The organism is Ralstonia sp. 110700041-2 (genome assembly GCF_056280165.1).
This window is the reverse complement of record NZ_JBSFAI010000020.1, coordinates 44602-67099: the sequence shown is the minus strand read 5'-3', so window position 1 is coordinate 67099 and position 22498 is coordinate 44602. Positions and strand designations below refer to the sequence as shown.

Below are 22498 nucleotides of genomic sequence, written 5' to 3'. Positions count from 1 at the left end.
ACAGCGTGCGATCACCGTACAATCATGCGCACATATCGCTCGTTTTTAGGGTTATCGCCATGACGAAGGAACCGCTGAACCGGCGCGACTGGATCGCCGGGCTGGAAAAAGGGCTCGCGATCCTGGAGGCATTCGACCACGAGCACCCGCGGTTGACGCCCACCCAGGCCGCCGAGTTGACCGGCCTTACCCGCACAGCCGCGCGCCGTTACCTGCTGACGCTTGAACACCTGGGCTACCTCACCAGCGAAGGCACGCTGTTCAGTCTGACGCCGCGTGTGCTGAAGGTCGGCTGGTCGTACTTCGATTCGGCGCGCCTGCCGCGCACGGTGCAGCCGTTCCTGCAGCAGGTGACCGCCGCCGTGGGCGAGGTGGCATACCTCAGCGTGCTGGATGATTGGGAGCTCGTTTTCATTTCGCGCACCAGCACGAGCCGCGTCATGAGTACCGGCTTCGTGCTGGGGGCGCGCGTGCCGGCACCGCTGGCATCGGCGGGGGTGATGATGCTGGCCGCTCTGCCCGAGCACACCGTCCAGGCATGGCTGGAAACCTGTGTGCTGACGCCCTATACGCCGTACACGATCCTGCAGCGCGACCGGCTGCTCGATGAAATCCGCAAGGCCAGCCGGCAGGACTACGCCGTGGTCGAGCAGCAACTGCAGATTGGCGTTCGTGGGGTGGCGGTGCCGCTGCGCGATCGCCATGGCAACGTGATCGCAGCGTTGAGCGTGAACATGCAGGTCGGTGCGGAAACCACCGAGCACGCCTTGCAGCGTGTTCTGCAGGTGCTGCAGGACACCGCCCTTTCGATCATGCGCGTGCTGTAGCGCGCCACGCACCTTCGTTGCACCAGGACGCCATGCTTTGACACACGTACGGACTCGGAGAAACCCTTGAGTCGTGCGTTATTCGCACCATATTGTGCGATTATCGAACGAATTCAACGGGCGATCGCTTGTGCGTCGCCCCGGCGGCGGACTACGCTGCGTTGCGTGTACAGACGGCCCTTCATCGAACGCATCGCACGATAGGCCGCACAGATAAAACCGGAGACAACCATGACCGCAGCCCCTGCCCACGAGCCCTTGGGCAAGCACCAGTCGAAGAAAGCCGCCGCCAGCGGCTGGATCGGCTCGGCGCTCGAGTACTACGACTTCTTTATCTACGCCACCGCAGCGGCGCTGATCTTTCCGCAGATCTTCTTCCCCAAGGGCGACCCCAAGACGGCCATCATCGCCTCGCTTGCCACGTACGGCGTGGGTTACATCGCGCGGCCGATCGGGGCGTTCGTGCTGGGCCATCTGGGCGACACGCACGGGCGCAAGAACGTGCTGCTCTGGTGCATGTTCCTGATGGGTTTTTCGACCATTGCCGTGGGCTTGCTGCCCACGTACGACCAGGTTGGGCTGTGGGCTCCCACGTTGCTGGTCATCATGCGGCTGATCCAGGGGTTTGCCGTGGCCGGGGAAATTTCGGGCGCCAGTTCGATGATCCTGGAGCACGCACCATTTGGCCGGCGCGGGTTTTTTGCGAGCTTTACGCTGCAAGGGGTGCAGGCGGGCCAGATCCTGGCGGCTGCCGTGTTCTTGCCGCTGGCGCACTACATGCCGGCCGACCAGTTCAACAGCTGGGGCTGGCGCATTCCGTTCCTGCTGAGTTTCGTGGTCATCATCGCGGGCTACGTCATCCGCCGCGAAGTGCACGAAACACCGGCGTTTACCGCTGAGCAACAGCAACAAGGCCGCCCGCGCTCGCCCGTGATCGACGCTTTCAAATACAGCACACCCGACATGTTGCGCGTGGTCTGCATGGCGCTGATGAACGTGATTCCGGTGGTGGCGACTATCTTTGGGGCCGCCTACGCGGTGCAGCCGGCTTACGGCATCGGCTTTGCCAAAGACATCTACCTGTGGATTCCGGTGGTGGGCAACATCGTTGCCGTGCTGGTCATTCCGTATGTTGGCGACCTGTCCGACCGCATCGGCCGCAAGCCACCGATCGTGCTGGGCTCGCTGCTCGCCGGCGTGCTTGCGTTTGCGTATCTGTATGCCATCAGCATCAAGAACGTGCCGCTGGCCTTTGGCATGTCGATCCTGATGTGGGGCGTGGTCTATCAGGGCTACAACGCGGTGTTCCCGAGCTTCTATCCGGAGCTGTTCCCGACGCGCACCCGTGTATCGGCTATGGCGATTTCGCAGAACATCGGCACCGCAATTACTGCCATGCTGCCGGCCCTCTTCACCGCCGTGGCACCGCCGGGAGCCACCAACATCTGGCTGACCGTGGGCGCCATTGCCTTTGGCGTAACGGTGATTGCCGCCGTGGCCGCCATGACCGCTCGTGAGACGTACCGCATCCACATGGACGACCTGGGTCAGCCAGCCGCCCAACCCGTCGACAAGGCAGAATATGCCCGCCAGCGGGCCGGAGCCCTCGCTGCCTGAAACACCCCTGCCCTGAACCATGATTTCTGGAAAAACCACCCTCATCGCCCACATCGGCTACCCGACCGAGACGTTCAAGTCGCCGATGATCTACAACCCCTGGTTCGAGCAAAAAGGCATCGATGCCGTTGTGATGCCCATGGGGGTCAAGGCAGAGGATTACCCGCAGAGCTTCGCGTCGATCTGCCGTTTCACCAACCTGCGGGGCGCGCTGATCACCATGCCGCACAAGGTCACCACGGTGGAGTTGGTCGATGAAGTCACGCCGGCGGTGCGCATTGCCGGCGCCTGCAATGCGGTGCTCAAGCGCGATGACGGCACGTTGCTGGGCGACCAGTTCGACGGCGCCGGCTTCGTGCGCGGCGTGCTGCGCAAGGGGCGCCAGCTGGAAGGCGCGCGCGTGCTGCTCTCGGGCGCCGGCGGTGTCGGCTCGGCGATTGCCGCGTCGCTGGCGGCGGCCGGTGTGGGCGAGTTGGCCCTGTACGACACGCGCGCAGAATCCGCCGAATCGCTCGGCCGACGTCTACTCGAGCACTACCCCGCGCTTGCGGTGCGTACCGGATCGAATGATCCGGATGGCTTCGATGTGGTCGTCAACGCCACACCTGTCGGTATGAAGGACGATGATCCTCTGCCCTTCGACGCCGCCCGCATCGCACCGAGCTGCTTCGTCGGCGAGGTCGTCATGAAATCCGAGTACACGCCGCTGCTGCGCGCGGCGCTCGACAAGGGTTGCGATGTCCAGGTCGGCACCGACATGCTGTTCGAGATGATTCCCGCGTACCTGGAGTTCTTCGGCTTCGGCACCGCCACCGCAGATGAGCTGCGGCGCAGCGCTGCCATTGCCTACTGAGCCGATGACGCGTCGCCCTCTGAGCTTTGCCCTGCTGCTGCCGTTGTTGCTGTCGGCACAGCCGGTTGCGACCGACAGCTACCTCCCCGCCCTGCCCGCCATTGCCCAGGCGCTGGGATCGGCCAGCACGAGCCTCACGGTCTTCGCGCTGGCCTTTGGCATCGGGCAACTGCCGATGGGCAGCCTGGCCGATCGTTTTGGCCGGCGCCATGTGCTGCTGATCGGGCTCGCGTGCTACGCCCTGGCTGCACTGGCCGGCGCGCTGGCGACAACCGCTTCCATGCTGACCGCTGCGCGCGCGCTGCAGGGCTTCTCGATGGCCGCCATCCTCGTGTGTGCGCGTGCTGCCGTACGCGATCTGCACCCGGCACGCGATGGTCCGCACGTCATGGCACGCGGCCTCACGGGGCTGGGCTTCGTGGCGTTGATGGCACCGATTCTCGGTGCCTTTGTCGCGCAACACGCGGGTTGGCGCTGGGTGCTGGTGGGCATGAGCCTCTATGCAATCGTGCTGTGGGCGATGTGCTGGTATGGCTTTGCCGAAACCCGGCAAGAGACACACATCCAGGCAGGCAGCGTGCGCGAGATCTTTGCCAGCGCGGATTTTCGCGCCTGGGGGCTGCTGGCGGCCACGACCTACGCCGGCATCTTCTGCTTCCTGCTGCTCTCGCCGATGGTCTATATCGCGTACCTCGGCTTATCGCCCGAGCTTTATGGTTGGATACCGGCTGGCGGCTCGCTCGTCTATATCGTGAGTACGACCGGCTGCCGGCGCCTGCTGCGCCGCCAGAGCCTCGTGCGGACGGTGCAGCAAGGCGCCACCCTCAGCCTGGTTGGCGCCGGCATCCAGGGTTTGGGCTGCTGGCTGCTTCCCGGACAAGCGTGGCCGCTGCTGCTTGGGCACGGCATCTACTGCATGGGCCACGGCATTCACCAGCCCTGCGGCCAGGCAGGCGCGGTGGGCGAGTTGCCGCACCTTGCGGGGCGCGCGGTGTCATGGTCGGGCTTCATCATGATGCTGGCGGCCTTCTGCCTGGGGCAGACTGCAGCAGCCTTTGATGACACGTTGCACAGCCTCGGCGCCTGGCCCATGGTGGTGCCGATGATGCTTGCCGGCACCGTGCTGGCGTCCATCGCCTTCCTTTGGCTGCCGAAGCTGCAGAGCCAGCCGGATCCACAAAGCGCTGCCGCATAGCGACTGCCGGATGCGCATTGCCACCCCCGTGGTACACAATGCGGTGTCCCCATTCTTTGCTTCAGCCACAGGAGTTTGACCATGAGCCGCAACGTCGACCTGCCGTTCAAGACCGCCGGCTTGGAGTTCATTGAGTTCGCCACGCAAGCGCCGGCAGCGCTCGGCCAGGTGTTCGCATCGCTCGGCTTCAAGGCCATCGCCCGGCACGTAAGCAAGGATGTCACGCTGTATCGGCAAGGCGACATGAACTTCCTCGTCAATGCTGAAGCCGATTCATTCGCACACCGCTGGGCCGAGGAATATGGCGTGGGTATCTGCGCCATCGGGATCCGCGTCGACGATGCCCAGCACGCCTATGACCGCGCCGTCGAACTGGGCGCATGGCCGCCCGAGGCAGAGCCGATCGGCCCGAGCGAACTCGTGATCCCGGCTATCCAGGGCGTGGGCGATACGCACCTGTATTTTGTCGACCGCTGGCGCGGCAAGCACGGTGCCAGGGGCGGCCTGGGCGACATCTCCATCTACGACATCGACTTCCGGCCGCTGGACGCCGCCACAGCGCATGAGGACTGGCACCACGCCGGCGTTGGACTGGCCCGCGTCGACCACTTGACGCAAACCGTCGGCCCCGGCCGCCTGCAGGATTGGATCGACTTCTACCGCAACCAGCTCGGCTTCAGCGAAATCCACGAGCTGCACGCCAACTGGCACGTGGCGGCCGATTCCCGCGTGATGGTGTCGTCGTGCGGCATGATCCGCATTCCGCTCTATGAAGAGGGCACGCACCGCGCCCATCTCATGCACGCCTACCTGCCCGACCATCCCGGCGAAGGCGTGCAGCACATTGCGCTGGCCACCGACGACATCCTGCGCACAGCCACATCGCTCGCCGCCAACGGCCTCACTTTCATCGAGCCGCCCGCGCACTATTACGACACCGTCGACGCGCGCCTGCCTGGTCACGGATTGGATCTGCAAGCCCTGCGCCGATACGGCATCCTGGTCGACGGCGAAATCATCGACGGCGCACCCAAACTGTTCCTGCAAACCTTCGTCAAGCGCCATCCGGGCGAGATCTTCTTCGAGATCGTGCAGCGGCGCGGGCACCACGGCTTTGGCGAAGGTAACCTGCCGGTGCTGACCGCGGCAGCCTGATCCGGGAAACGCCGCAAAGAAAAAGCCCGCCAAGTTTCGGCGGGCTTTTTTCGTGCTGCGGGTGCTGCAATGCCAATCAATAACCGGCTGCCAGCCCCGTGTTGCGACGCGGATCATTCGCGCCATAGAAGCGGTTGTTGCCAACCGGCTTGCCGCCCAGCGACGGCGCCCCGACGATGATCGCCGCCAGGTGGTTGGCCGGCTGCGGCGCGCCAAGGTTGTGGCCCATCGATGTCAGGATCTTGCGCGTGTCTTCCGACAGCGCATACGGCTCGACGTTGGTCACGTCCGGCAGCCATTGCTGATGGAAGCGGGGCATGTCGACGGCTTCCTGCACGTTCATGCCGTAGTCGATCGCGTTGATCATGGTCAGCATGACGGCCGTGATGATGCGGCTGCCGCCCGGCGTGCCCACCACCATGACGGGCTTGCCGTCCTTGGTGACGATGGTCGGGCTCATCGACGACAGCGGACGCTTGCCGGGGGCGATCGAGTTGGCCTCGCCCTGCACCAGACCGTACAGGTTCGGCACGCCGACCTTGGCGGTGAAGTCGTCCATCTCGTCGTTCAGGATCACGCCCGTCTTGGCCGCCGTGACCTTCGCACCAAACCAGTCGTTGAGCGTGTACGTGACCGACACCGCATTGCCGTACTTGTCGGCAATCGAGTAGTGCGTCGTGTTGCTGCCTTCATGCGGCTCGACGCCCGGCTTGATGTCCTTCGACACGCCCGCCTTCTTCGGGTCGATCACGGCACGGATCTTGGCCGCGTAGTCCTTGCTCAGCAGACGGTCCAGCGGGTTCTTCACGAAATCGGGATCGCCCAGGTAGCTGTTGCGATCCACGTAGGCGTGGCGCATGGCTTCGATCTGGTAGTGCGTGGCCTGCGCGGAATGCCAGCCCAGATCTTTCAGCGGATAGCCTTCCAGGATGTTCAGCATTTCGCAGATGATCACGCCGCCCGAGCTCGGGGGCGGTGCCGACACCACGTGATAACCACGGTAGTCGCACTCGACCGGCGCCAGCTCGCGCGTCTTGTAGCTGACGAGATCATCTTGCGTGATCAGGCCACCGCCGGCCTTGCTCGATGCAGCAATGGCCTGCCCGACCCAGCCCTTGTAGAAGCCGTCGGTGCCATGTGTGCTGATCTCACGCAGCGTCTTGGCCAGATCATGCTGCACCAGCTTCTCGCCCACCTGGAAGGGCTGCCCCTTGTTCAGGAAGATCGCGCCCGATGCGGCGTCTTCCTGGAAGTCCTTGGTGGAGGTGTGCAGCATGTCGACATCGCCCTGATCGAGGACGAAGCCCTTTTCGGCCAGCGTGATGGCCGGTGCGATCAGTGCAGCGCGTTGCATGGTGCCGTACTTCTGGCGGGCGTATTCCATGCCGGACACGGTGCCCGGCACGCCCACGGCCAGATGACCCTTGGTGGACGCGCCCTTGATGACGTTGCCGTCCTTGTCCAGGTACATGTTGGCGGTGGCGGCCTTCGGGGCGACTTCACGGAAGTCGAGGAAGGTCTTGCGACCATCGGCCAGCTGGATGGTCATGAAACCACCGCCGCCCAGGTTGCCGGCTGCCGGATAGACCACGGCCAGCGCGTAGCCCACAGCCACTGCCGCGTCGACAGCATTGCCGCCGCGCTTGAGCACTTCCACGCCGACCTTGCTGGCCAGGTGCTGTGCCGCGACGACCATGCCGTTCTCTGCGGCCACGGGTGCGACGGATGCCGCGTGTGTGACGGTCGTGATGCTGATCGATGCGATTGCGGCGGCGATCCACCGCATGCCTGTTCTTGGATTCTGCATAGGAGCTCCTTTGGTACCCTCATGGACGCCGGTCGTGCCAGCGTACGTGTTATGGCGCGCGAACCTTATCAGGCGGCGCGCTGGCGCACTATAGCCTCATCCCCGTATTGACGCGTTGCGCGGGTGGTGGGACGCAGGCAACGCTAACCCAGTGGTACCTCAAGCCCAACCTTCACTCGGTTGAGCACCACGGCCGTGCGGTACCACTTGATGTTGTCGTTGTCGTCGAACAGGCGGCGCGCGAGGGCTTCGTATTCCGTCATCGTGGCCACGTTCAGGATGAGGACGAAATCGGCCTCGCCGGTCACGTAGTAGCACTGCTGCACCTCTGGGCCGGAGAGCGCCCTCTTGAGCGCGGCCATTGCCGCGGTATTGGTGCGCTCGGCATGCACCTCAACGATCACGGTGATGGGTTTGCCCACCCGCTCAGGGTGCACCACCGCCACGTTGCCGACGATGACGCCCGCCTCCTCCATCCGCTTGATGCGCCGCTGCACGGCTGCGGTCGATAGATTGACCTCCTCCCCGATCACACGCAGCGGCGTGGTGTAGCACCGCTGCACGGCGTTGAGGATGGCGATGTCGAAGGCGTCGAGTTCGAGCGATTTCTGTGGGGCCATGGCCGACTCGGAGCGAGAAATTTTTGCGTCTGGCTCGGCAGAATAGCTGAAATTGCTCTCCGGACGTGACATAGGATTTCATGGTTCATGTGTTCGCAGAGGCCCATCCCATGCATTGGCAATCCCGGCTCGTCAGCCCGGAAACCCTTGCCCCTGGCGGTTTTCGTTCATTAGTGACACCGGTCTACCACGGTTCAACCGTGCTGTGCGACCACGCGGCGCAGGTCGTGGACGACTGGCGCCATGCGCAGCACGGCTATACCTACGGCCTCTACGGCACACCGACCGCCATCGAACTCGGCGCACGGATTGCGCAACAGGAGCGCGCTCGCCACAGCTTTATCGTCCCCGGCGGGCAGGCTGCCATCGCCCTCGTCTACTTGGCCTGCTGCGGGGCGGGCAGCCATGCACTGGTGTCTTCAGTGCGTACGGACCCAATCGCAGCATGGCCGACGGCCTGCTCAAACGCATGGGTATCGACATCGAAACCTATGACCCGCTCATCGGCGCGGGCATCGCCGGGCGCATCCGCCCGAACACCGCGCTCGCTTGGACGGAGAGCCCCGGCTCGGTCACGAGGGAAGTGCAAGACGTGCCGGCAATCGTGGCTGCGGCGCACGCGCGCGGCGTGCCGGTGGCGCTCGACAACACCTACATGGCCGGCGTGTATTTCGATGCCTTTGCGCATGGTGTGGGCATCAGCATGCAGGCATTGACCAAGTACGTTGGCGGCCACAGCGACCTGTTGCTCGGTTCGGTATCGGTCAACTCGAAGGCGATGTTCGAACGTGTAGGCAGCGCGTTTGCCGACCTGGGCATGGGCGCCTCGCCCGACGATTGCAGCCTGGCGCTGCGTGGCCTGCAAACGCTGGGGCAGCGGCTTGAGCGCCTGCAAGCCTCCACGCTGGCGGTGGCGCGCTGGCTTCATCTGCAGGATTGCATTGCCACTGTGCTGCATCCGGCGCTGCCGTCATGTCCTGGCCATGAACTCTGGAAGCGCGACTTTACCGGCGCAACCAGCGTGTTTTCGGTGGTGTTCCAGGAAAGCGTCACCGCCGAACAGGTCAATGCATTCATCGATGCGCTGCGCATGTTCCGGATTGGCATGAGCTGGGGCGGCACGAGCAGCCTGGTGATGCCATATCCGGATCTGGCACGGCCGAACCGCCACTATCGCGGCCGCCTGGTGCGGCTCAATGTCGGCCTGGAGGCGCCGGAAGACCTGATTGCCGATCTGCGGCAAGCCATGGCTCGCGCAGCCATCCAGGAGCCCGCCGCCGTCGCATGACCGCCGGCGCGTCATTCAGCCGATGCAAACGGCGGCGCACGCCGCTTGACCGGCTGCGTCTTGACGATGGCGGTGTTGGTCTCGGCGTGATAGGCCACGCGATCGAGAATCTGGTCGAGCTGATCGATCGAGCGCACGTACAGCCGGGCGATGAAGCAGTCCTCGCCGGTGACCTTGTCGCACTCGCCAATCTCCGGAATCTCTTCGATCAGCTTCTGCACGATATGCAGCTTGCCCGGCATGGGCCGCACCCGGACGATGGCCTGCAGCGTGTAACCCAGCGATGCCGGGTCAATGTCGATGGTGTAATGCCGGATCACGCCGCGCTCTTCCAGCCGGCGCAGACGCTCCGACACGCTGGGGGACGACAGCCCCACCTGCTCGGCGAGTTGCTTGAGCGAGATGCGGGAATCGGTCAGCAGGACGTCAAGAATGCGTTGATCAAGCGCGTCAATCGTATTCACCGTGCCTCCTTTCGCCCATTCAGGCATTTCGCCTTATTTCATTAGAAAGAACTTTTAGTTTGCCTTAGAAAAGCAATGGAAGTCAGGCAATCCGCATGCGATCCTTTTTGCATCCAATGCTCAAGGTGGTTCGCATGAACGATAAGACGCGCGGCACGGTCGAGATGACCACCGCCATGGTCATCTCCGGGACGATCGGCTGGTTCGTCGTCCGCTCAGGCCAGCCGGTGGCCGACGTTGTGTTCTGGCGCTGCGTGTTCGGCGCGCTGACGCTGCTTGCGGTATGCGCCGGACTGGGCCTGCTGCGCGGCGCGATCACGTGGCGGCGCGCCGCGATTGCCACGCTGGGCGGCGTGGCCATCGTCATCAATTGGCTGCTGCTGTTTGCAGCGTATCCGCGCGCGTCCATCTCGATTGCCACGGCGGTCTACAACACGCAGCCATTCATGCTGGTCGGGCTGGGCGCGATGTTTCTGTCGGAAAAGCTGACGGCCGCCAAGCTCACGTGGCTGGCCATCGCCTTTATCGGCGTCGTACTGATCGTGCAGGTGGGGCCTGCCGCCAGCGTCGGTACCGATTACCTCGCGGGCATTGCGATGGCGCTGGGCGCGGCGTTTGCGTATGCGGTGGCCGCGCTCCTGATCAAGAAACTGGCCGGTACGCCGCCGCATCTGATCGCGCTCATCCAGGTGTGCGTGGGCGTGCTGATGTTGGCGCCGCTGGCCAACCTGTCGCATCCGCCCGCCGATGCGCATACGTGGGTGATGCTTGTCACGGTGGGCGTGGTGCATACGGGGTTGATGTACATCCTCCTCTATGGCGCCATCCAGCGGCTGCCGACGCATCTGACGGGGTCGTTGTCATTCGTCTATCCGATTGTTGCCATCGTGGTGGACATTGTTGCGTTCGGGCATCGGCTGCAACTCGCGCAGTTTTTGGGCGCGGGGGGGATCCTGCTGGCGGCGGCGGGCATGAACCTGGGGTGGTCGCCGTATCGGTGGTTGCGGGCGCGGGCCGAATCCCCCGTTTCCAAATAACGCAATACGCGCAATAGCCCCCCGCATTCGCAACACGAATGGGCGGCCCAACTGCTGTTATTCTTGTGTGTTTTCCGCTGGCGCCCGGCGCGCCCTGCGCCTGCCTCTCTCTCCCCCTTGGCAGCCGGCGGACAGAAACCCCAAAACATACGTACAAGATGAAGGAAGGTCACCCGCCGGAGCCGGGTCGCGAAACCGCGATCGCCTGGATCCTGGAACAAATGCAAACCTACGATCTGTCTGTCGACGATTTGCAGGCGCATGGCTGCTTTGACGCGCCACCGCCGCCGCCCGCACCACCTGCGTCCATCGGCCCGGTCTACATGAGCGCCGACGGCCAGCACTGGGACGGCTCGGGCGACATGCCCGACTGGCTGCAACGCGCCGTCAATGCCGGACAGAGCATCGAACATTTCCGCGTGGGCTGACGCGCAGACAGCGCAGGTACGCCGGTTGCGTGGTTGTTGGCGTAAGCGCTGCCGGTTCGTTGATCTGTGAGTTTCCACTGCATTGCCGGCCGGCGCTCCAACCCAACGGAGGACGTCATCATGCCGGAACGCAAAACCGTAGAACGTGCGCGCGCCGACAAGCGCCACGGCAAGGCCGCCTCAACGCAGGCAGGCAACTTCGTGAAGGAAGAGATGGATCACATCCGCGAAGGCAAGCACGGTGCGAAAAACACCAAGCAGGCTATCGCGATTGGACTATCCAAGGCACGCCGCTCTGGCGTTGCCATCAAGCCGCCGGGGGAAGGCAAGGCGTCGGCTGCCACGCGCAAGAAGGCGGAACATGACGTGAAGGCGGGCAGCAAGAAGAGCAGCCACGCCAGCGCCAGCGCCAGCAAGGAATCCACCGCAAAGCGCAGCAAAACCACCACACGCACGCTGCAAAAGGAAGGCCATTCGGCGGCATCCAAGTCGTCGCTATCCAAGCAGGCCCATAGCGCGGCCTCCAAGCGTTCGAGCAGTGAACGCTCGGCGGCGGCCAAGAAAGGCGCCGCCACCAAGGGCGCGGCGGGACGCTCCGCTGCCGCAAAGAAGGCGGGACGCACGCGCGCTGCGCACGCCAGGTAAATCTTTCCTGTTCAGTCTGCAGGCGACCCATTGGGGTCGCCTTTTTTATTGCCGTTCGCTGCCCTAAAAAAGAAATTCAAAAAATTTCCGCTCTCCGTGTCAGGAACGCAGCCATGCGCCGACGAAGGTGCACGGAACACATCTGCGCGATGCCGCAGTGCACCGTACGGCGAGGGATTTCGCCCCGTCAGCCGTTCAACGACACCTGTTCACTCAAGGAGAACACAAATGAAACAACACGCCATGATCGCCGCCGCTCTGGGTAGCCTGCTCGCGCTGGGCGCACTGTCGACGCCGGTGCACGCCGCCGACGCTGCCGGCAAGGAAAAGTGCTACGGCGTCGCCAAGGCCGGCCAGAACGATTGCGCCAGCCCCGGCAGCGCCCACGCCTGCGCCGGCCAGTCGAAGATCGACAAAGACCCGATGTCGTGGAAGTACGTGCCGGCCGGCACCTGCGCGCAGATGGGCGGCACGATGCAGACTCCGTCCAAGTAACGCGCGACGCCGGTGACCGCCATGCAGACCGCTCTGCCAACCTGCGCCGGCGCAGGCCTGCGCGCGCCGCACTTTCCTGCCCTGCTGCACGGGGAAGCCCGCTTCCCGTGGGCAGAAGTGCACAGCGAGAACTATCTGTATGGCGGCCCCGCACGTGCAGCGCTGCTGGCCGCGCGAGCGCACCAGCCGGTGAGCCTGCACGGCGTGGGCATGGGGCTTGGCAATGCGGATGGACTGGATGTCGAACACGTACGCGCCATCGCCATGCTTGCCGATGCCGTAGCGCCGGCCGCCATTTCCGAGCACCTGTGCTTCAACCGCAGCGGCGCGCAGGTCGTCAACGATCTTTTGCCGCTGCCCTATTCCCGCGAATCGCTCGATATCGTCTGCGCCAACGTCATGCGGGCACAGGACATTCTCAAGCAGCCGCTGCTGATCGAGAACATTGCCGCGTACATCGACTGCCGCACGCTGGTCGATGCCGACGAGGCCATCTCCGAAGGCGCATTCCTGACCGCCCTCGCCCGACGCACGGGCTGCGGCATCCTGCTGGACCTAAACAATCTGTACGTGAACAGCGTCAACCATGGCGTGACAGTCGAATCCGTACTCACCGATATCGACCCAGCGCTGGTCGGCGAAATTCACCTGGCGGGCTTCAGCGTGGAAGACGGCATGCTGATCGACACGCATAGCGCGCCGGTCCATGCGCCCGTCTGGGCGTTGTACAACGCGTGGGTTGCCAAGCACGGCGCACGCCCGACACTGATCGAATGGGACGCTGAACTGCCGCCCGTGCAGGTGTTGCTGGACGAGGCGGCACGTGCCCAGGCGGTACTGAATCGCCACACCAACGCCATGCAGGAGACACGCCATGCGACTGCCTGACTGGGAGGCACACCTCATCGGCGCGCTGACGCATCCTGTAAGCGACGATGAAACACGTGGCATCGCCATCTACCGCAATGCGCGTCTGGCCATTCTGCGTAACACGCTGGCGGGGGCCTATCCCGTCTGCCGCGCGCTGGTCGGCAACGACTGCTTTGATGCGCTTGTGCGCGACACGCTGGCCGCGCAGGCGTCTACATCGCCCAATCTGCATCGCTATGGCAATGCGCTGCCGGATGTCATTGCGCAATGCCCGTTGGCGCACAGTGTGCCGTATCTGGCTGACGTGGCGCGGCTGGAATGGTGCGTCCACTGGGCGCATTACGCCCCGGATGCACACGTCGAAGCGGCGAACGCCACCCTCCTCGCGCAGCCCGCGGACACCGTCCGCGCGGGGCTGATCGAAGGTGTGCAGTGGGTGGCCTCACCGTGGCCGGTGGTGTCGATCTGGCGCGCACATCAGCCCGGCGCAACCATCGCGCTCAACGAAATCGACCTGGACGCAGCCGAAGCCGCTGCGATTGCCGTGCGGGGGCACCGCGTTGCCGTGCTCGATCTCGATGCCGCCACAGCGATGTTTCTGGCAGCTTGCGAGGCTACGCCATCGCTCCAGACCGCGCTCGAGACCACGTTGGCTGAGCTGCCAGCTTTTGATCTGACCGCGAGCCTATCTGGCCTTTATCGCTCGGGGCTGCTCGCGCTATCTGCATGCCACACAACAATGCCTACCGGAGACACGCCATGAATACCCTCACCACAACCTTTGCCCCACTCACGCGTATCCGCGCATCGCTGGAACGGCTTGCCGGCCCGCAGAGCATGCTCTGTTCGATCATCCTGTTGATCGCGCGCGCGTATCTCTTCTACGTGTTCTTCCGCTCGGGCCTGACCAAACTGCACGACTGGGACACGACCGTGCTCCTCTTCACCGAGGAATACAAGGTGCCGCTGCTGCCGCCCGCACTGGCAGCGGCGCTTGGCACCTTTGGCGAACTGGTCTTCCCCTCTCTGATGCTGGCCGGCATCGTGCCCCGGCTGGCGGCGGCGGGGCTGTTCTTTGTCAACGTGGTGGCAGCGGTGTCGTACTGGGCCAATCTGTCGGCATCGGCCATCGAGTTTCACTTGGTTTGGGGCGTGCTGATTGCGCTCGTGGCGACGGTGGGACCCGGCTGGCTGGCGGCGCAGAACCTTTGGCAGCGCCGTAAGCACTAAGCGGATTGTGTGGGCGGCAGGCTTATGATGTGAGCCTGTCGCCCTCTCTTCAGGAGCATCGATGCGCTTCCCTCAGTTGTCCTTCGCTGCCTCGGCCGGTGTGTTGGCTGCAATCGGCGCCGCAGCGCTTCTTACGGCCTGCGCGTGGGGCGATAGCCCGAACACCGCCGGCGCGCGCATGCTCGACGACTCGCTCCTGACGTACCAGGTCAAGGCGGCGCTGGATCAGGACACGGCGCTCAGCACGCGCCAGATTCGCATCCGATCCAGCCCGGACGGCAAGGTCATCCTGACGGGCTGGGTCGATACCCCAGAGATGGCCCGCCGGGCCGGCGACGACGTCAAACGCTTTGTTGACTCGGCCAAACTCGACAACCAGTTGCGCGTGCTGTCGCGCATGCAGGTGCTCGGCGGCGGCCCGTACATCCCGGCCGGCTTGCCGCCCGAGGCGCCGGCCAGCGCCCCGGCCGCGCGCTAAACCACGCAAGCGGTTACGCTGCCCGCGCGCCTGCTCGCCCGGGCACGCGGCCCACGGGCAGCGATTGCAGCAGCCCGAAGCCAATCTCTGCGATCAGGAAGGGCACCACCAGCAGCGTAGCGCCCGATGCCAGCGCGTATGCCTGCCACGCCGCAAACAGGCCGCGCGCCACGGCGTCGTACCGGCCGAGCACCACACTCGTCTGTCGGATACGCAGCACCGACCACACGCACACCACCGATCCCATCAGGTTGGCCATCAGCAGATGCGTCGGCTCAAATGGCGGCAAGCTGCCGATGCCCAGCGCGTGCGCCAATGCGCTCAGCGCCTGATGCAACAGCGCGAACGTCCATGGCGTGGCAAAGGGTGCGGTCACGATCAGGTCATACCAGGCGCTGGCTCGCACAATGCGCAGGAAGGTCGATTCGGAAACCATGGTGAAACTCCAAAAGGGAAGTGAAGGAGTCGCCACGCTAAAGCTTGGTGTACGCTCCAAGGTCAAGCCCCCCCCTGACCGCCCCCCCGTCCAAACCACCATGCCTGCTGCTCTCCCCGCGCCCATTTCCAATGCGCATACCGGCGACCTGTCCATCGGCGACTTGGCTGCTGCCACCGGCGTCTCGCGGGATGGCCTGCGCTTTTACGAGGCACGTGGACTGATCCGTGCGCGGCGCCGGAGCAACGGTTACCGCGCCTATCCGCCCGAAATCGTGGAACTGGTGCAGTACGTCCGCACGGCCCAGCAGCTGGGTTTCACACTGGCGGAAATTAGAGAAGGCATGGCGCAGGTGTGGCAGCAACCCGACACCGTTGCCGCCGTCACCGCGTTGCTGCGGGAGAAACTTGCCACCATTGATGCCCGCATCGCCAGCCTGCAGGCCATGCGAGAGGCACTTGCCACGCGCGTCGGCATGGCATGTCCACTTGCACCGGCCTGAGACGGTCGTCATGTCTTGTCATATAACTGTCGCAGACTGGCACTGGAGGGCGGGGTTTTTGCGTTTTCCCCCATCCTGACAGCTTGCTGAGCCGTGAAAGGCGCTTGAAAGTTCGCGTCGGTAAAAACGCTCCCGTCTCAAGGGGGAGTCTGCTGCAGTGAAATATCGGGGTGCGTTTCATTCAAGGGCAAGGGCCGTGCTATGCGCGGTGGCCTGCCTGCCATTTGCCGCTGCCTGGGCAGCCACGCCGGCATCGGCGCCGGCTGCGGCCAGCATGCCGGTCCCGACCATGCCGCCGATCCAGCCATCCGTGCCGGGCGTGACGGGTGCTGGCTTCAACCTGGTCGAACTGTTGCAGGAGCTGAAAGGCAACAACCCGCAATTGATCCAGGGGCGCCACACCTACCTGTCAGCCAAGTCGATACCGCCGCAGCTTGCGTCGCCCAACAACCCGCAGCTCGGCTATATCTGGAACAGCATCCCGAAGGGATTCCCGCTGGCGGTGAACCGCGCGGGCGGCAGCCAGTACAACCTGACGCAGCAGATTCCGTTTCCGGGCAAGAAAGCGCTGGCGGCCGAGATTGCCGATCGCCAGGCTGAGTCCCTGAACGCGCAAAACGACGCGCTGTACCTGCAGCTCTATGCGCAGCTTTCCACCACGTACTACCAGGCGATTGCGCTGCAAAAGCAGATCGACGTGCAAAAGCTGACCATCACGCGCCTGGAGCAGGTCAAGCAGATCACGCGTGTGCGCTACGCCAACAACGCCGCCGCCTACGCAGACTTCCTCAACGCGCAGGTCATGCAGAGCAGCGCGCAGAACGACCTGTTTGCCGCTCAGCGCCAGTACGACAGCACGCTGCAGACGCTCAACACGCTCATCGGGAAAGATCCGAGCTTCCCGCTCGTGCTGCGCGCAGACGACGAGGCTGTCCACCTGCCGGAAGAACCGCTGCCCGAACTGGAAAACCAGGCGCTGCGCGAGCACCCGTCGATCAAGGCATCGGCCGAGCTGATGGACGCGGCACGCAAGAGCGTGACGCTGGCGCGCAAGGCCTACCTGCCCGACTTCCAGGTCATTGCCACCGTCACGACGGACAACCCGCCGTATGGCGTGCGCCCGAACAGCTACCAGATCGAGCTGGACGTGATCATCCCGTTCTGGTTCCTGACCAAAGAGAAGTACGGCGTGAACCAGGCGGTGGAAAGCCAGATTGCCACCGAGGCGAACGACGTGTCGGTGCGCCAGCAGACGTTACTGGCCGTCGATACCGCCTACAACACGCTGCGCCAGACGCTTGCGCAGCTCGACTTCAACAAGCAGCGGCAACTGCCGCAGGCGCTGGCGGCCTATCGCGTCACGATGACCAACTACGCCAGCAACAACGCCGATTTCAACGACCTGCTTACCGCCCAGGGCGCGCTCAAAAACGCCGAACTGGCGGTCGCGCAGGCGCAGGCCACGGCCTTGCAGGCCTATCACGCGCTGCTCGCGGCCACCGGCCGCTCGCCGGTTCAAGCTCAATAACATCATGAAGAAGTTCTCTCCTGTCGTTGCTGTGATCGCCCTGGCAGCGGCTCTCGCTGTGGGCGTGGTGGTCGGACGCAAGTGGCCTGCCGCCGTGCCGGCCGAGACTGCAAAACCCGAAGCGGGCCCGGCATCTGCGCCGGCTGCCGCGTCGCGTCCGAAACCGGACTCCATTGAAATTCCTTCTGGCGGCTTCGACCCCCAGCAGGTGAAGGTCGCGCAGGCCAGCCAGCTTTCGGTGCCGGTGGAATTGTCCACACCCGGCAAGCTGGCCTACAACGCGGAGCGCACCAAGCTGGCGTCCGCACGCGTGGCCGGCCGGCTTGATCACATCCTCCAGTTCGAAGGGGCGCTGGTGCGTGAGGGCCAGCCGATTGCCGAGCTGTACGCGCCGGACTACATCTCTGCGCAGAAGGAATACCTGCTGGCGCTGAATACCGCCCGCCAGCTCAAGGGCTCCAACATGAAGGACTTGCAGGAAGACGCAGACGCCACCGTGCAGTCCGCCGCAGGTCGCCTGCACGTGCTGGGCATGTCCGATGCCGATGTCGCGCAAATAGCCAAGCGCGGCACACCGGCTGAACACCTGACGCTGCGCGCGCCCATCTCGGGCACGATCGTCAAGCGCAACATGGACCCGGGCGCCTTCCTCAACGTGGGCGACTCGTTCATGAGCATCGTCGATACGCGTGTGCTGTGGTTTACGGGCAATGTGTATGAGAACGACATTGCCAGCGTGCGCATCGGTCAGCCGATCTCGCTGCACACGTCGGCGTATCCGGACCGCGAGTTCACGGGCCGCGTGAGCTTCATCGCCCCAAACATCGACCCGGCCACGCACACGTTGACGGTGCGCTGCGACGTGCCGAACAACGACGGCCTGCTGCGCCCCGAGATGTACGCCACGGCGCGCATCCAGACCGGCACCGGCCAGGCCACGGTGGTGCCGAAGTCCGCCCTGGTGAAAGACCATGGCAGCTACTTCGTGATCGTGCAGAGCGATGCTACGCACTTCAAGCGCGTCGAAGTGCACGGCAAGGACATCGGCACCGACGGCAACTTTGCCGTGACGGCAGGGCTTGAGGCTTCGTCGCAGGTGGTGGTGCGCGGTGCCGCGCTGCTTAACGAGATGATCGTCAAGGCAGGAGCGTAGGCATGGGCTTCAACCCCATCGCGGGCATTCTCAAGCGGCGGCTGCTGATTGTCTTCCTGGCTGTCGCGTTGCTGGTGGCTGGCGTGCTGTCGTTCCGCGAGCTGCCACTGCAGGCGTATCCGGGCGTGGCACCGCTGTCGGTGCAGGCCATCACGCAGTGGCCCGGCCGCAGCACGACCGAAGTCGAGCAGCAGATCACCATCCCGATTGAAAACGCACTAGCCGGCGTGCCGGACGTGCAGTCGTTCCGCTCGGTATCGCTGTTCGGCCTGTCGGTGGTGACGCTCAAATTCAAGGAAGGCACCGATAGCTTCAAGGCGCGGCAGAACTTTTCGCAGTATCTGGCGAGCGCCAACCTGCCGACGGGCGTGCAGTCTTCACTGAGCCCCGACTCGGACGCCACCGGCGAGATCATGCGCTTTCGCCTCGAGGGCGATGGCGTCGACCTCACCACGCTCAAGAGCTACCAGGACTACGACATCTCCAAGGGGCTCAAGCACGTGCAGGGCGTGGCCGATGTCAGCTCCTTCGGTGGCAAGGTGAAGGAGTACCACATCGTCCCATCGCCGGCGAAACTGCAGTCGTACGGCATCACGCTGTCGCAGCTCATCACGGCCATCGGCAACGCCAACAACAACACCGGCGGCAACCTGCTGCGCGATGGCGAGCAACAGTTCGTCGTGCGCGGCGTGGGCCTGCTGCAGACGGTGGACGACATCCGCAACGTGGTGGTCAACACCAACAATGGCGTGCCGGTGCGCGTGCGCGATATTGCCGAAGTGGAAGTCGGGAACGTGCAGCGTCTGGGCCAGGTGCAATACAACGATCAGCCCGACGTGGTGGAAGGCATCGTGCTGCTCAAGCGCGACGCCAACGCCACCGAGGTGCTGGCCAAGGTGCGCGAGAAGGTGGCGGAGCTGAACAACGGCGTCCTGCCCAAGAGCATTCAAGTCAAGCCGTTCTACGACCGCCAGGTGCTGCTCGACATCACCATGGGCACGGTCGAACACACACTGGTGGTGGGAATCTCGCTGGTGCTGGCGGTGTTGTTCGTCTTCCTGGGCAACTTCCGGGCGGCGGCCGTGGTGGCGGCGGTGATTCCGCTGGCGCTGTGCGTGTCGTTCATCAGCATGGAGCACTTCCATGTGCCGGCCAACCTGATCTCGCTCGGGGCGATCGACTTTGGGGTGATCGTCGACGCGGCCGTGATCGTGATGGAAAACATCATGCGGCACCTCGAAGAAGGCGCCGAGAAGCTCGAAGACGCGATCATCAAGGCGACCAACGAAGTGCAGCGCGCGATGATTTTTTCCACCGGCATCATCATCGTGGCGTATTCCCCGCTGTTCTTCATCGGCGGGGTGGAAGGCATCATCTTCAAGCCAATGGCCTTCACGATGGGCTTTGCCCTGATGGCGTCGATCGTGCTGAGCCTGACGTTCGTGCCGGCTACCACGTCGTTCGTCTTCGGCAAAACGCTGCATCCGCATTCGCCGGCCTTTATTGCGGCGATTCTGCGCTGGTACAAGCCATTGCTGCGCAAGCTCATTGCACGCCCGATGGCCGTCTTTGCCACGGCCATTACGGCGCTATTGCTGACGCTGTACAGCGCCACGTTCCTCGGTACGGAGTTCCTGCCCACGCTGGAAGAAAACAACCTGTGGCTGCGCATCACGCTGCCCAATACGGTGGACCTGGATTACTCCGCGTCGGTGGCCAACGACTTGCGTACATACTTCACCAAGCAGCCGGAGATCAAGCAGGTTTCGGTGCAGATTGGCCGCCCGGACGACGGCACCGACTCTACCGGCGTATTCAACCAGGAATACGGCCTGTACTTCGCACCGCCCGACCAGTGGGAGGCCGGCATGACCAAGGGCAAGCTGGTCGAGCGCCTGTCGAAGCATCTGGAGAAGATTCCCGGCATCGAATACAACTTCTCGCAATACATCCAGGACAACGTGGATGAGGCGCTCTCGGGCGTGAAGGGCGAGAACTCGGTCAAGCTGTTTGGCAATGACCTGAACATGCTCGAAGCCAAGGCCAACGAAATCCAGGCGCAGCTCAAGAAAGTATCGGGCCTGGTGGACGTGGGTATCTTCCGCGAGCTGGGCCAGCCGACGCTGAACGTTTCGATCGACCGCCAGGCGGCTGCGCGCTTCAACATCAACGTGAGCGACGTGCAGAACCTCGTGCAATACGCCATTGGCGGCGCCCCGGTCACGCAAATCCTGGAGGGCGAGAAATCGTTCGGCCTGGCGGTGCGCCTGAATCAGCAGGCACGTGCGTCGTACGACGCCATCCGCGAGCTGCTGATCGATACGCCTGACGGCCAGCACATTCCGCTGTCGATGATCGCCAAGGTGGAAATGACCGATGGCCCGTTCTTCATCTACCGCGAGGAAGGCAAGCGCTACATTGCCATCAAGTTTGGCGTGCGCGGCCGTGACCTGGGCGGCGCCGTGGACGAGGCCCAGCATGTGGTGGGCAGCAACGTAAAACTGCCCGAAGGCTACACCGTCAAGTGGGACGGCCAGTTCAACGAGATGAAGGTCGCCCAGGGCAAGCTGATGGTGATCGTGCCGTTGACCATCCTTGTGATCTTCCTGCTGCTCTACAGCACGTTCGGCAATTTCAAGGATGCGCTGATGGTGGTGCTGAATGTGCCGTTTGCCGCCATCGGCGGGCTGCTGGCGCTGCACATTGCCAACGAGACGCTGTCGATTTCGGCGGGGATCGGCTTCCTGTCGTTGTTCGGCATCGCCATCCAGGACGGGGTGATCCTGATTTCGTACGTCAATCGTCTGTCCCAATCCGAAAACGTGCGTGAAGCGACCGTCGATGGCGCCGCGCTGCGCCTGCGACCAGTGATCATGACGGCCATGCTGGCAGGCCTGGGTCTGTTGCCGGCGGCGCTGTCGCACAGCATCGGCTCGGAAGCGCAGCGCCCGCTGGCGCTAGTGATCGTCGGGGGCATGGTCACAACCACGATTCTCACCCTGCTGGTGTTGCCGGTGGTCTTCACGTGGGCGCACCGCCATCGTCGTCCGCCCCCGCGCGATTCGGACGTCAATCCGACTGCTGCCATGCTGCCTTAACCTGCGCATGTGCTGAAAGCGCAACGGGCGCATCGCTTTACCGGCGGTGCGCCCGTTTTCATTTGGGCTCACACCAGAATCGGACCAATCTCATGGCGACGCGTGGAAGAGGCGAGCAGAGTGCATCTCTGATTCCCACCGCACGCACCGCCACCATGCACCCCACGTCCAACGTCTCCCCCAGCGTCGTCGCACAATTCCCGCCGCAGGTCATCACTACGCTCACCGAGCTGTTTGGCACCGATCTGCAGCAATGGCGTTTTATCGTCGATTTATTTTGTGAGACGGTGGAACAGGATCTCGCCAACCTGGCGAACGCCATCCGCACCGCTGACGACGACACACAGATCGTTGAAGCGGCGCACCGCATCGTCGGTTCGGCTCGCATGCTTGGGCATCAGGCGATTGGCGATGCCGCCCGCTGCATCGAGCGCGCAGCGCAGAGCATCGGACCGTATCAGCAGCGTGTGGAAGACATGCAATCCGCCCTCACCTGCCTGCGCGCGCTGGCGAGTGAATTCCGCCAGCAGGCAAGCGGCTGCCCGTGGTCAGACGCTGCGGTTGCGAGCTGACCGTCCGCCACCCTGCGCCGCACATCGCTTAAATAACCCCCCCGGCTATTTATGTTCTCAGCCACATAAATTAAGCGATTAGGTTGTACGTTGCGTAACTCGCAATACAACGGGTGACTACAACTATTGATCTAGAACAGACTACCCCACTATCTTTCGCGGGCAACGTCGGCGCATTCCAACTGCAGCTGGCTGGCACG

Annotated in this window: 22 protein-coding genes and 1 pseudogene; 19 read left to right on the top strand and 4 right to left on the bottom strand. The window is 63.8% G+C overall.

What is annotated here, in order from left to right; all coding sequences use genetic code 11:
- Window positions 1–59 precede the first annotated feature (59 nt).
- The 5 genes from ACUXH0_RS24500 to ACUXH0_RS24480 all read left to right on the top strand — a co-directional run bounded on the left by ACUXH0_RS24500 (window position 60) and on the right by ACUXH0_RS24480 (window position 5647).
- Window positions 60–827 (top strand): IclR family transcriptional regulator domain-containing protein, encoded by a 768-nt coding sequence (locus ACUXH0_RS24500; protein ID WP_182594770.1) that lies wholly within the window; start codon window positions 60–62, stop codon window positions 825–827.
- Between the two features lie 231 nt (window positions 828–1058).
- A complete protein-coding gene (locus ACUXH0_RS24495) occupies window positions 1059–2444 on the top strand; it encodes an MFS transporter (protein ID WP_004627269.1) in 1386 nt (461 codons plus the stop codon).
- A 19-nt stretch (window positions 2445–2463) separates the two neighbouring features.
- Window positions 2464–3297: a shikimate dehydrogenase family protein gene (locus ACUXH0_RS24490; RefSeq protein WP_182594769.1), complete on the top strand. Its 834-nt coding sequence runs from the start codon at window positions 2464–2466 to the stop codon at window positions 3295–3297.
- Between the two features lie 4 nt (window positions 3298–3301).
- The gene (locus ACUXH0_RS24485; RefSeq protein WP_182594768.1) at window positions 3302–4492 is read left to right on the top strand and encodes an MFS transporter; all 1191 of its coding nucleotides are present in this window, start codon (window positions 3302–3304) and stop codon (window positions 4490–4492) included.
- Window positions 4493–4573: 81 nt separating this feature from the next.
- Complete coding sequence (locus tag ACUXH0_RS24480; protein ID WP_182594767.1) at window positions 4574–5647, top strand: 4-hydroxyphenylpyruvate dioxygenase family protein; 1074 nt, start codon at window positions 4574–4576, stop codon at window positions 5645–5647.
- Between the two features lie 76 nt (window positions 5648–5723).
- Here ACUXH0_RS24480 and ggt read toward each other — a convergent pair whose 3' ends face one another.
- On the bottom strand, window positions 5724–7454 hold the full coding sequence (gene ggt / locus ACUXH0_RS24475; protein ID WP_012430324.1) for a gamma-glutamyltransferase: 1731 nt from the start codon (window positions 7452–7454) through the stop codon (window positions 5724–5726).
- Between the two features lie 143 nt (window positions 7455–7597).
- Window positions 7598–8074, bottom strand: a complete 477-nt coding sequence (locus tag ACUXH0_RS24470; RefSeq protein ID WP_004627279.1) for an Lrp/AsnC family transcriptional regulator — start codon at window positions 8072–8074, stop codon at window positions 7598–7600.
- A gap of 80 nt (window positions 8075–8154) precedes the next feature.
- Here ACUXH0_RS24470 and ACUXH0_RS24465 point away from each other — a divergent pair.
- Window positions 8155–9362: pseudogene (locus ACUXH0_RS24465) on the top strand (cystathionine beta-lyase).
- Window positions 9363–9373: 11 nt separating this feature from the next.
- Here the strand turns inward: ACUXH0_RS24465 and ACUXH0_RS24460 are convergent.
- Window positions 9374–9853 carry an Lrp/AsnC family transcriptional regulator gene (locus tag ACUXH0_RS24460; RefSeq protein WP_198135802.1) on the bottom strand — a complete coding sequence of 160 codons (480 nt, stop codon included), beginning with the start codon at window positions 9851–9853 and terminating at the stop codon, window positions 9374–9376.
- Window positions 9854–9960: 107 nt separating this feature from the next.
- Here ACUXH0_RS24460 and ACUXH0_RS24455 point away from each other — a divergent pair, with 107 nt between their 5' ends.
- The 8 genes from ACUXH0_RS24455 (at window position 9961) to ACUXH0_RS24420 (ending at window position 15009) form a co-directional block, all read left to right on the top strand.
- Entirely contained in the window at window positions 9961–10863 is a 903-nt protein-coding gene (locus tag ACUXH0_RS24455; protein WP_015855712.1) for a DMT family transporter, read from the top strand.
- 158 nt (window positions 10864–11021) lie between these two features.
- Window positions 11022–11291 (top strand): H-NS family nucleoid-associated regulatory protein, encoded by a 270-nt coding sequence (locus ACUXH0_RS24450; protein WP_012430321.1) that lies wholly within the window; start codon window positions 11022–11024, stop codon window positions 11289–11291.
- 120 nt (window positions 11292–11411) lie between these two features.
- The gene (locus ACUXH0_RS24445) at window positions 11412–11936 is read left to right on the top strand and encodes a hypothetical protein (RefSeq protein ID WP_012430320.1); all 525 of its coding nucleotides are present in this window, start codon (window positions 11412–11414) and stop codon (window positions 11934–11936) included.
- Window positions 11937–12164: 228 nt separating this feature from the next.
- A complete protein-coding gene (locus ACUXH0_RS24440; protein ID WP_004627292.1) occupies window positions 12165–12431 on the top strand; it encodes a BufA1 family periplasmic bufferin-type metallophore in 267 nt (88 codons plus the stop codon).
- Window positions 12432–12452: 21 nt separating this feature from the next.
- A complete protein-coding gene (gene bufB, locus ACUXH0_RS24435) occupies window positions 12453–13319 on the top strand; it encodes an MNIO family bufferin maturase (RefSeq protein WP_012430319.1) in 867 nt (288 codons plus the stop codon).
- A complete protein-coding gene (locus ACUXH0_RS24430; protein ID WP_012430318.1) occupies window positions 13306–14064 on the top strand; it encodes an HvfC/BufC N-terminal domain-containing protein in 759 nt (252 codons plus the stop codon). The genes bufB and ACUXH0_RS24430 overlap by 14 nt, the downstream gene beginning before the upstream one ends.
- The gene (locus ACUXH0_RS24425) at window positions 14061–14531 is read left to right on the top strand and encodes a DoxX family protein (protein ID WP_012430317.1); all 471 of its coding nucleotides are present in this window, start codon (window positions 14061–14063) and stop codon (window positions 14529–14531) included. The genes ACUXH0_RS24430 and ACUXH0_RS24425 overlap by 4 nt, the downstream gene beginning before the upstream one ends.
- 61 nt (window positions 14532–14592) lie before the next feature.
- Complete coding sequence (locus ACUXH0_RS24420; RefSeq protein ID WP_012430316.1) at window positions 14593–15009, top strand: BON domain-containing protein; 417 nt, start codon at window positions 14593–14595, stop codon at window positions 15007–15009.
- A gap of 13 nt (window positions 15010–15022) precedes the next feature.
- Here ACUXH0_RS24420 and ACUXH0_RS24415 read toward each other — a convergent pair whose 3' ends face one another.
- Window positions 15023–15445 carry a hypothetical protein gene (locus tag ACUXH0_RS24415; protein WP_012430315.1) on the bottom strand — a complete coding sequence of 141 codons (423 nt, stop codon included), beginning with the start codon at window positions 15443–15445 and terminating at the stop codon, window positions 15023–15025.
- A 100-nt stretch (window positions 15446–15545) separates the two neighbouring features.
- On the opposite strand from ACUXH0_RS24415, the gene ACUXH0_RS24410 reads away from it, so the two are divergent.
- The 5 genes from ACUXH0_RS24410 (at window position 15546) to ACUXH0_RS24390 (ending at window position 22298) form a co-directional block, all read left to right on the top strand.
- Window positions 15546–15947: a MerR family transcriptional regulator gene (locus ACUXH0_RS24410; RefSeq protein ID WP_012430314.1), complete on the top strand. Its 402-nt coding sequence runs from the start codon at window positions 15546–15548 to the stop codon at window positions 15945–15947.
- A 157-nt stretch (window positions 15948–16104) separates the two neighbouring features.
- A complete protein-coding gene (locus ACUXH0_RS24405; protein WP_012430313.1) occupies window positions 16105–17475 on the top strand; it encodes a TolC family protein in 1371 nt (456 codons plus the stop codon).
- Window positions 17476–17479: 4 nt separating this feature from the next.
- Window positions 17480–18628, top strand: a complete 1149-nt coding sequence (locus ACUXH0_RS24400) for an efflux RND transporter periplasmic adaptor subunit (protein ID WP_004627308.1) — start codon at window positions 17480–17482, stop codon at window positions 18626–18628.
- Window positions 18629–18630: 2 nt separating this feature from the next.
- On the top strand, window positions 18631–21726 hold the full coding sequence (locus tag ACUXH0_RS24395; RefSeq protein WP_024974733.1) for an efflux RND transporter permease subunit: 3096 nt from the start codon (window positions 18631–18633) through the stop codon (window positions 21724–21726).
- 92 nt (window positions 21727–21818) lie between these two features.
- Window positions 21819–22298, top strand: a complete 480-nt coding sequence (locus ACUXH0_RS24390) for an Hpt domain-containing protein (protein WP_182594766.1) — start codon at window positions 21819–21821, stop codon at window positions 22296–22298.
- Window positions 22299–22498: the final 200 nt, after the last annotated feature.

Coding starts and splice junctions, on each gene's coding strand:
- ACUXH0_RS24460 (WP_198135802.1), bottom strand. CDS start 9,853: ATGCCTGAATGGGCGAAAGGAGGCACGGTGAATACGATTGACGCGCTT.
- ACUXH0_RS24390 (WP_182594766.1), top strand. CDS start 21,819: ATGGCGACGCGTGGAAGAGGCGAGCAGAGTGCATCTCTGATTCCCACC.
- ACUXH0_RS24450 (WP_012430321.1), top strand. CDS start 11,022: ATGAAGGAAGGTCACCCGCCGGAGCCGGGTCGCGAAACCGCGATCGCC.
- ACUXH0_RS24440 (WP_004627292.1), top strand. CDS start 12,165: ATGAAACAACACGCCATGATCGCCGCCGCTCTGGGTAGCCTGCTCGCG.
- bufB (WP_012430319.1), top strand. CDS start 12,453: ATGCAGACCGCTCTGCCAACCTGCGCCGGCGCAGGCCTGCGCGCGCCG.
- ACUXH0_RS24400 (WP_004627308.1), top strand. CDS start 17,480: ATGAAGAAGTTCTCTCCTGTCGTTGCTGTGATCGCCCTGGCAGCGGCT.
- ggt (WP_012430324.1), bottom strand. CDS start 7,454: ATGCAGAATCCAAGAACAGGCATGCGGTGGATCGCCGCCGCAATCGCA.
- ACUXH0_RS24495 (WP_004627269.1), top strand. CDS start 1,059: ATGACCGCAGCCCCTGCCCACGAGCCCTTGGGCAAGCACCAGTCGAAG.
- ACUXH0_RS24485 (WP_182594768.1), top strand. CDS start 3,302: ATGACGCGTCGCCCTCTGAGCTTTGCCCTGCTGCTGCCGTTGTTGCTG.
- ACUXH0_RS24455 (WP_015855712.1), top strand. CDS start 9,961: ATGAACGATAAGACGCGCGGCACGGTCGAGATGACCACCGCCATGGTC.
- ACUXH0_RS24410 (WP_012430314.1), top strand. CDS start 15,546: ATGCCTGCTGCTCTCCCCGCGCCCATTTCCAATGCGCATACCGGCGAC.
- ACUXH0_RS24480 (WP_182594767.1), top strand. CDS start 4,574: ATGAGCCGCAACGTCGACCTGCCGTTCAAGACCGCCGGCTTGGAGTTC.
- ACUXH0_RS24500 (WP_182594770.1), top strand. CDS start 60: ATGACGAAGGAACCGCTGAACCGGCGCGACTGGATCGCCGGGCTGGAA.
- ACUXH0_RS24425 (WP_012430317.1), top strand. CDS start 14,061: ATGAATACCCTCACCACAACCTTTGCCCCACTCACGCGTATCCGCGCA.
- ACUXH0_RS24470 (WP_004627279.1), bottom strand. CDS start 8,074: ATGGCCCCACAGAAATCGCTCGAACTCGACGCCTTCGACATCGCCATC.
- ACUXH0_RS24415 (WP_012430315.1), bottom strand. CDS start 15,445: ATGGTTTCCGAATCGACCTTCCTGCGCATTGTGCGAGCCAGCGCCTGG.
- ACUXH0_RS24420 (WP_012430316.1), top strand. CDS start 14,593: ATGCGCTTCCCTCAGTTGTCCTTCGCTGCCTCGGCCGGTGTGTTGGCT.
- ACUXH0_RS24445 (WP_012430320.1), top strand. CDS start 11,412: ATGCCGGAACGCAAAACCGTAGAACGTGCGCGCGCCGACAAGCGCCAC.
- ACUXH0_RS24490 (WP_182594769.1), top strand. CDS start 2,464: ATGATTTCTGGAAAAACCACCCTCATCGCCCACATCGGCTACCCGACC.
- ACUXH0_RS24395 (WP_024974733.1), top strand. CDS start 18,631: ATGGGCTTCAACCCCATCGCGGGCATTCTCAAGCGGCGGCTGCTGATT.
- ACUXH0_RS24430 (WP_012430318.1), top strand. CDS start 13,306: ATGCGACTGCCTGACTGGGAGGCACACCTCATCGGCGCGCTGACGCAT.